Consider the following 8172-nt stretch of genomic DNA (forward strand, 5'->3'; position numbering starts at 1 on the left):
CCTCTGCTCTACTCCGACAGGGCGCGGGCCACTGTTGCGCCACAAATCACGCTTTACGTCCAGGCCGACACCCCACCCCGCCCCCGTCCCCGGCCGGGCCCGCTCTGGCTGCCCCGCCCGTGGTGGGGTCTTTCAGCTCGGCCGGGGTTTGGTCTTTCAGCCGTCCGGCGTTTGAGGACCGGGGTCTGGGGCGGAGCCCCAGGGGGTCCGGGCGCAGCCCGGTACCCCGCTTTCAGCCCGTCCGGCGTTTGAGGACCGGGTCAGGGCCGGCCCTGGGAACGGTGGAAGGGCGGGTCGGGGACCTCGCCCCGCAGGGCCGTCCAGCAGGGGCGGCCGCCCCACGGCCTGCTCAGGCCCGGGCTTCGTCGGGCGGGGCGGGGCGGGGCGTGGCGTCCAGGGCCCGGTCGGGCCAGGGGCTTCGTGGGACGGGGCGTCCTGGGGCCCGGCCGGGCCTGGGCTTCGTGAGGCGGCGGCCCAGTGGCGTCCAGGGCCCGGCCGGGCAAGGGCTTCGTGGGGCGGCCCGGCCCCACCATGACCCCGATACCCTGTCCCCGTGGCAGAACCAGTCCGGATCCCGACAGCGAAAGTCGCCCTCTCCACCGCCTCCGTCTACCCGGAGTCAACGGCGACCGCCTTCGAGATCGCCGCGCGCCTCGGCTACGACGGCGTCGAGGTCATGGTCTGGACGGACCCCGTCAGCCAGGACATCGACGCCCTGCGCCGCCTCTCCGACCACCACCAGGTCCCGATCCTGGCCATCCACGCCCCCTGCCTCCTCATCACGCAGCGCGTCTGGTCCACCGACCCGTGGACCAAACTCCAGCGCGCCCAGGCGGCAGCCGAGAAGCTCGGCGCGAGCACGGTCGTCGTGCATCCCCCGTTCCGCTGGCAGCGCCAGTACTCCCGGGACTTCGTGACGGGCATCTGGCGGATGGCGGACGAGACCGACATCCGCTTCGCCGTCGAGAACATGTACCCCTGGCGCTACCGCGACCGCGAGATGCTCGCCTACGCGCCCGAGTGGGACGTCACCAAGGACGACTACCGCCACTTCACGGTCGACCTCTCGCACACCGCGACCGCCCGCACCGACGCGACCGCGATGATCGACCGGATGGGCGACCGCCTCGCCCACATCCACCTCGCCGACGGAAACGGTTCCGCGAAGGACGAGCACCTCGTCCCCGGCCGCGGCAGCCAGCCCTGCGCCGAACTGCTGGAGCGGCTCGCCACCACCTCCTTCGACGGGCACATCGTCATCGAGGTCAACACCCGCCGCGCGATGTCCTCCGCCGAGCGCGAGGCCGACCTCGCCGAGGCCCTGGCCTTCACCCGCCTCCACCTCGCCACCGCCCCCGGCCCACTACCCGGAACCCCACACCCGTGACCGACCCCCTACCGGCCCCCACCCCGGCCCCCGAGTCCGCGCCCGCCCCGGACGCGGCTCCGGACTCTGCCCCGGCTCCGGCTCCGGCCTCGGCTCCGGCCCAGGCCTCGACCTCGACCCCGGGCCCGGACCCCGCCCCCGCGAAGCCCCGCCGGGGGCCTGGTCGGCCCCGGCAGGACGAGGCCGGCGACGGGCCCGGGACGCAGGAGCGGATCCGCCTCGCGGCCCGTGCCGAGTTCGCCGCGCGCGGGTACGACAAGACCTCGGTGCGCGGGATCGCCAAGGCCGCCGGCGTGGACCCGGCCCTGGTGCACCACTACTTCGGCAGCAAGGACGACCTCTTCGCCGCCGCGATCGAGCTCAGCATGGAGCCCGCCCTCGTCCTCCCCAAGATTCTCGGCGCGGGCCCCGACGGCATCGGCGAGCGCCTGGCCCGCTACTTCCTCGGCGTCTGGGAGAACCCGGTCACCCGGACCCCGCTGCTCGCCGTGATCCGCTCGGCCCTCACCCACGAGGCCGCCGCGAAGGTGCTCCGCCGGCTGATCCTGCACCGCCTCCTGGAGCGGATCGCGGCCGACCTCAACGTCCCCGACCCGACCTTCCGCGCCGAACTCGCCGCCTCCCACATGGTCGGCATCGCGATCCTGCGCTACGTCGTCCAGGTCGAGCCCCTCGCATCGGCGGACCCGGAGACCATCATCGAGCTGGTGGCCCCCACCCTCCAGCGCTACCTCACCGAGGAATGACGGCACCCGCGCACGCAGCCCCGTAGAGCCCGCGCACGCAGCCCGCGCACACACCCCGGTAACCTCCGCACCCGTGACCAATTACTGAACCCCCCGTCCCGGGATCCGGACAGCCCGTCCGGATCCCGGGCGGGGGGCGTAGCCTCGTAACCGAGCCATATCCACAGTCGCGGCAGGCGCTCGCGTCACCGCACACATGGGGAGAGAACCCGATGCCCGAGCTGAGGTCCCGCACCGTCACCCACGGCCGCAACATGGCAGGCGCACGTGCCCTGATGCGCGCCTCGGGCGTAGCGAGCGCGGACATCGGGAAGCCGATCATCGCGGTCGCCAACTCCTTCACCGAGTTCGTCCCCGGCCACACCCACCTGGCCCCGGTCGGCCGCATCGTCTCCGACGCGATCCTGGCCGCAGGCGCCGTCCCCCGCGAGTTCAACACCATCGCGGTCGACGACGGCATCGCCATGGGCCACGGCGGCATGCTGTACTCCCTCCCCTCCCGCGACCTGATCGCGGACTCGGTCGAGTACATGGTCGAGGCGCACTGCGCCGACGCGCTGATCTGCATCTCCAACTGCGACAAGATCACCCCCGGCATGCTGATGGCCGCCATGCGCCTCAACATCCCGGTCGTCTTCGTCTCCGGCGGCCCGATGGAGGCCGGTCAGGCCACCCTCGTCGACGGCACCGTCCGCAAGCTCGACCTGATCGACGCGATGGTGGACGCCTCCAACGACAGCGTGTCCGACGAGGACGTCCTGCGCATCGAGGAGAACGCCTGTCCCACCTGCGGCAGCTGTTCCGGCATGTTCACCGCCAACTCGATGAACTGCCTCGCCGAGGCCATCGGCCTGGCCCTCCCCGGCAACGGCTCCGTCCTCGCGACGCACACCGCCCGCCGCGCCCTGTACGAGGACGCCGGCCGCACGATCGTCGAGATCACCAAGCGCTACTACGAGCAGGACGACGAGTCGGTCCTGCCCCGCAACATCGCGACCCGCCAGGCCTTCGAGAACGCCATGGCCCTCGACATCGCCATGGGCGGCTCCACGAACACGATCCTGCACCTCCTCGCCGCCGCGCAGGAAGCCGGTCTGAAGTACGACCTCACGGACATCGACGAGATCTCCCGCCGGGTCCCGTGCCTGGCCAAGGTCGCGCCGAACGTGGCGCCCGGCGGCACGTACTACATGGAGGACATCCACCGGGCCGGCGGCATCCCCGCCCTCCTCGGCGAGCTCCACCGCGGCGGCCTGCTGAACAAGGACGTCACCACGGTCCACTCCGCCAACCTGGAGGAGTGGCTCGCGAAGTGGGACGCCCGTTCCGGCACGGCCCCCGACGAGGTCATGGAGCTGTGGCACGCGGGCCCCGGCTGCCAGCGCTCCGCCTCCGCCTTCTCCCAGTCCGAGCGCTGGGACACCCTCGACCTCGACGCCGAGGGCGGCTGCATCCGCTCCGTCCAGCACGCGTACTCCAAGGACGGCGGCCTCGCCGTCCTGCGCGGCAACATCGCGCTCGACGGCTGCGTCGTGAAGACCGCCGGCGTCGACGAGTCGATCTGGACCTTCGAGGGCCCGGCCGTGGTCTGCGAATCGCAGGACGAGGCCGTCGACAAGATCCTCCGCAAGGAGATCAAGGCCGGCGACGTGGTCGTCATCCGCTACGAGGGCCCGCGCGGCGGTCCCGGCATGCAGGAGATGCTCTACCCGACGTCGTTCCTCAAGGGCCGCGGCCTCGGCAAGGTCTGCGCCCTGGTCACGGACGGCCGCTTCTCCGGCGGAACCTCGGGCCTCTCCATCGGCCACGCCTCCCCGGAGGCGGCCTCGGGCGGCTCCATCGCGGTCGTCGAGGACGGCGACCGGATCCGCATCGACATCCCGAACCGCTCCATCGAGCTCCTCGTCGACGAGGCCACGCTGGCCGCCCGCCACGCGGCCCTGGGCGGCGTGTACGCCCCGAAGAACCGTGAGCGCAAGGTCTCCGCGGCCCTGCGCGCCTACGCGGCGATGGCCACCAGCGCCGACAAGGGCGCGGTCCGCGACGTCAGCCTCCTGGAGCGCTGACCCCCGCCGTACCCAGCCGGTCCCCGGCCCCGTCCGACACCCTCGGACGGGGCCGTCCGCGTTCCGCCCCTACGGGCGCGGCGGCCCCGATGTCACCAGGCCGCGGGATCCCCCGCCGCCACCGCGAACACGCTCCCGTCCGGCGCCGACGCGTACACCCGCCCGTCCCCGACCACGGGCGCGGGCAGACTCGCCGCGAAGGTGTCCTTCCCGGTGCCCATCCGCGGCTTGGTCTGCCCCAGCAGCTTCCCCGCACCCGCGTCGACGGCGAGCAGCCGCCCGTCCGAGGCGCTCAGGTAGACACGGCCGTCGGCGAACACGGGCCGGGAGGCCATCGCCACGCCCGTCTCCAGCCGCCACTCCTCCTTGGACGCACCGATCGCCACCAGTGCGCCCGAGGCCCCGAACGCGTACACGATCCCGTCCGGCCCCACGGTGGCCTGGGCCTCGTACAGCGGCGAGGCCAGCCGGACCCGCCCTACGGCACGCGTGGCCAGGTCCACCCGTACGACCGCGTCCGTCCTGGTCCCTACGTCGCTGTCCAGCAGGTACATTCCGCCGCCCGCCGCACCCACGGGATGGAGCACCCCCGGAGAACGGACCTGCCAGCGGGGCACCCCGCTCGCCGGGTCCACCGCCGAGAGCCGCGTCGCCGTGCCGTCCTTGTCGGGCGTCGACACGTACAGCGCGGCAGGCTCCCCCGACTTCCCCGGGCCGCTCCACCACTCGGAGCCGACCCCGCCGATCTTCTTCGTCCAACGCGGGGTGCCGGTCGCGGAATCCAGCGCCGTGACGGTTCCGTCCACCGCCGTGATCAGTACGCTTCCGCCGGCGGGCAGGGCATGCGCGCCACTCGGCAGGGTCCGCTTCCAGCGCTCCGCGCCCGTCGCCGGATCCAGTGCCCGGAGCAGTTCGCTCTTGCTTCCCGGTGCCACCGCGAGGACCAGCCCACCCCCGTGCAGCGGTGCACTGTCGGCCGCGGGCCGGAAGCCCGGGACGGCCGCCCGTACGGACCACAGCGTCGACCCGTCCTTGGGGCTGAGCCGCATCGCGGCCGACTCGGGCCCCGAGCAGTACAGGGCCGAGGCCTGCCAGGAGCATGCCCCGCCGTATGCGCCCAGCGGCACTGACCACGGCAGGACCCGCTGCGGCGTGGGTACCCCCGGGGAGACGGCCTGCTTCGGAGGCTCGTTGCCGGGCGCGGACCACAGGTAGCCGCCTACCGACCCACCCGCCAGCAGCAGACCGACTCCCGCCGCGACGGCCACCCGGGTCCGCCGTCCGCGTTCCGGGGCCTTGGCCGGGGTGGCGACCCGCTCCCGCCGATGCGTGACCTCCTCGTCGGTCACCGGCTCCCGCGGTCGCGGGATGAAGGCCTGGGTGTCCAGATCCGTCGGGTACGCCACCGCCCGCAGCGCCACGATCAGCGCGTCCGCGCTCGGCCGCTCGGCCGGATCCTTGGCCAGGCACTGCGCGACCAGCGGGACGAGCCGTTCCGGCAGACCTGTCAGGTCGGGCTCGCTGTGCACCACCTGGTACGCCACGAGGTAGTGGCTGTCGGAGTCGAAGGGCCCCCGCCCGGTCGCCGCGTACACGAGCACCGCACCCAGGGCGAACACATCGGCCGCGGTCCCCACCTCCCGCGGCCGCTGGAACTGTTCCGGCGCCATGAACGGCGGGGTCCCGATCAGCTTCCCCGTCTCGGTGCGCAGATCGCTGTCCGCAGGCCGCGAGATCCCGAAGTCGATGACCCGCACCCCGTCCGGGGCCATCAGCACGTTGCTGGGCTTCAGATCCCGGTGCACGACGCCCGCCCGGTGGATGTCCCGCAGGGCCTCCGCCAGCCCGGCGGCGAGCCGCGCCAGTTCCCGCGCCTCCAGCACCTCGTCCCGTACCCGCTCGGAGAGCGTCGGGGCGTCGATGAACAGCGTGGCCATCCAAGGCCGTTCGGCATCGGGGTCCGCATCCACGACGGGCGCGGTGAACGCTCCGCTCACCCGCCGCGCGGCCGCGACCTCCTGCCGGAACCGCGCCCGGAACTCCGGGTCCACGGCGTGCTGCGGGTGCACGATCTTGACGGCGAGTTTCAGCCCCGACTCGGAGGTGGCCAGGTGGACGACGCCCATGCCGCCCGAACCGAGTACGGACTCAAGCCGGTACTGCCCGGCGTACTCCGGAAAACCCGCGTAGTCCGCCCGCGCTGAACGCACCGCTCACCACCCCCGCCGGAGCCTAGTCGATGGCCCGTGCGAATCTCCAAGGTCTTGCTACCCTGCGCGGGTTGCGCACGGCAACTTCCAAGGGGGGAGTTTTTCCATGTCCGTTGAGAGCGATTCAAGCCAAGTAGAGAGTCTGACCTCGGGGTCGGGATTTCCGACGTTCCCGGTCGCGCCCGGCTATCGCGTGAACGTCCGCAGAGGGCCCGGCACCAATTACTCGGTCATCCGTGTCCTGTCGCTCGGCGCGTACGTCTCGATTCGCTGCCAGTGCGAGGGAACGAACGTCTCGGGCCCTTACGGCACGTCGAACATCTGGGACTGCATCGGCAACGGCGAGTTCGTCGCCGACGCCTACGTGAAGACGGGCAGCGACGGTTACGTCGCCACCCGCTGCGCCTGAACAAGGACGAGGGGAACGAAACAGTGATCACCAGACGCCGCATGCTCGGTCTGGGCAGCTCCATAGTCGCCGCGATACCGGCGGTCATGCTCGCTGGGGCGGGCGAGGCAGCCGCCGTAGGGGGTTCTGGATTCCCCGAGTTCCCGGTCGCACCCGGCTACCGGGTGAACGTCCGCCGTGGCCCCGGCACCAGTTACGCCGTGCTCCGGGTCCTGCCGCTCGGCGCGATCGTCGGCGTTCGCTGCCAGACCGAGGGGACGACGGTCACCGGCCCGTACGGCACCACGTCCATCTGGGACAACATCGGCAACGGCGAGTTCATCTCCGACGCCTACGTGAAGACGGGCAGCGACGGCTACATCACCAGCCGCTGCGGCTGAGGCCATCCGGTGCATCCCACGGCCCGCCCCGTGAGACACCCCGGGCCGACCCCGCCCGGCGGGGGATAATCGCTGGTGTGAGCGACGACCAGCGAGACCAGACCCCCGCCGAGCCGGCCCCCGCGGTGCCCACCGGCCCCGAGCCCGAGCCGATCCGGTTCTTCGGCACCACCTGGGTGAACCACGACGGTGGCTACGGCGCTCGCCGCGTCGGCGCGGCCCTCATCGCGCTGACCCTCGCCGTCATCAGCGCCTTCCTGCTCCGGTTCTCCTACGAGGGTCTGGAGATCGGCAACGTTGGCGCCTTCCTCAGCATCTCGGTCGTCATCCTCTTCGCGATCGCCAGCTCCATCGCCTTCGTCAAGACCTGGGACTCCTTCAGCCGCCGGCAGCCCCCGTCCTCCGACGAGACCGCTCTCAAGGGCCTGAAGGCGATCGGTTTCATCGGCAGCCTCATCGCGTACTTCCTGCGCTGCTTCGTAGAGGCCCCCGGCGAGAAACTGCGCCGCACCGAGTACGAGCGCGCCGCGGCCGAATTCGCCCGCCGCCGCGGTTCCCGCACCGGCAACCCGGCCGCCCGCCGCCCCAAGCGCAAGAAGTAGCCCCGACCCCAGGCCCCGACCCCAGGCCCCGACCCCAGGCCCCGACCCCAGGCCCCGACCCCAGGCCCCGACCCCAGGCCCCGGCCCAGGTCCCAGCCCCCTGTGCCTGGCCCCGGCCCTGGCCCACGCCTCGACTCAGGCCAGCCCCCGGCCCGGCCCAGGCCCCGGCTCCCGGTCCCGGCCCGGCCCAGGCCCCGGCTCCCGGTCCCGGCCCGGCCCCGGCCCCCGCTCCCGGCCCGGGCCCCGGCCCGGCCCAGGCCCGCCCCAGCCCCCAGCCCCCAGCCCCCAGCCCGGCCTGGCCCCAGCTCCCGGCCCGGCCCCGGCCTGGCCCCAGCTCCCGGCCCGGCCCCGGCCTGGCCCCAGCTCCCGGCC

General features: G+C 73.0%; 7 protein-coding genes. 6 read left to right on the plus strand and 1 reads right to left on the minus strand.

The genetic code is table 11. The features are described from left to right. The first annotated feature begins 553 nt into the window (after positions 1-553). The 3 genes from ACFWBW_RS41070 (at position 554) to ilvD (ending at position 4199) form a co-directional block, all read left to right on the plus strand. On the plus strand, positions 554-1387 hold the full coding sequence (locus ACFWBW_RS41070; RefSeq protein WP_385384811.1) for a sugar phosphate isomerase/epimerase family protein: 834 nt from the start codon (positions 554-556) through the stop codon (positions 1385-1387). Then, entirely contained in the window at positions 1384-2133 is a 750-nt protein-coding gene (locus ACFWBW_RS41075; RefSeq protein ID WP_385384814.1) for a TetR family transcriptional regulator, read from the plus strand. Before ACFWBW_RS41070 ends, ACFWBW_RS41075 begins: the two co-directional genes overlap by 4 nt. Before the next feature lie 212 nt (positions 2134-2345). After that, positions 2346-4199, plus strand: coding sequence for a dihydroxy-acid dehydratase (gene ilvD, locus ACFWBW_RS41080; protein WP_385384817.1), 1854 nt, complete (start codon positions 2346-2348; stop codon positions 4197-4199). A gap of 92 nt (positions 4200-4291) precedes the next feature. Here ilvD and ACFWBW_RS41085 read toward each other — a convergent pair whose 3' ends face one another. Further along, positions 4292-6409 carry a serine/threonine-protein kinase gene (locus ACFWBW_RS41085; protein WP_385384820.1) on the minus strand — a complete coding sequence of 706 codons (2118 nt, stop codon included), beginning with the start codon at positions 6407-6409 and terminating at the stop codon, positions 4292-4294. Positions 6410-6515: 106 nt separating this feature from the next. On the opposite strand from ACFWBW_RS41085, the gene ACFWBW_RS41090 reads away from it, so the two are divergent. The 3 genes from ACFWBW_RS41090 to ACFWBW_RS41100 all read left to right on the plus strand — a co-directional run bounded on the left by ACFWBW_RS41090 (position 6516) and on the right by ACFWBW_RS41100 (position 7800). Further along, entirely contained in the window at positions 6516-6818 is a 303-nt protein-coding gene (locus ACFWBW_RS41090) for a peptidase (RefSeq protein ID WP_385384823.1), read from the plus strand. A gap of 86 nt (positions 6819-6904) precedes the next feature. After that, a complete protein-coding gene (locus ACFWBW_RS41095; RefSeq protein ID WP_385384826.1) occupies positions 6905-7198 on the plus strand; it encodes a peptidase in 294 nt (97 codons plus the stop codon). A 68-nt stretch (positions 7199-7266) separates the two neighbouring features. Further along, positions 7267-7800, plus strand: coding sequence for a hypothetical protein (locus ACFWBW_RS41100; RefSeq protein WP_385384829.1), 534 nt, complete (start codon positions 7267-7269; stop codon positions 7798-7800). The last annotated feature ends 372 nt before the right edge of the window (positions 7801-8172 follow it).

The sequence above is a fragment of the Streptomyces sp. NPDC059957 genome (assembly GCF_042730015.1).
GTDB lineage: Bacteria > Actinomycetota > Actinomycetes > Streptomycetales > Streptomycetaceae > Streptomyces.

Bases quoted from the DNA above. Each gene is read 5' to 3' on its own strand.
- ilvD (WP_385384817.1), top strand. From the start codon at position 2,346: ATGCCCGAGCTGAGGTCCCGCACCGTCACCCACGGCCGCAACATGGCA.
- ACFWBW_RS41095 (WP_385384826.1), top strand. From the start codon at position 6,905: ATGCTCGCTGGGGCGGGCGAGGCAGCCGCCGTAGGGGGTTCTGGATTC.
- ACFWBW_RS41090 (WP_385384823.1), top strand. From the start codon at position 6,516: ATGTCCGTTGAGAGCGATTCAAGCCAAGTAGAGAGTCTGACCTCGGGG.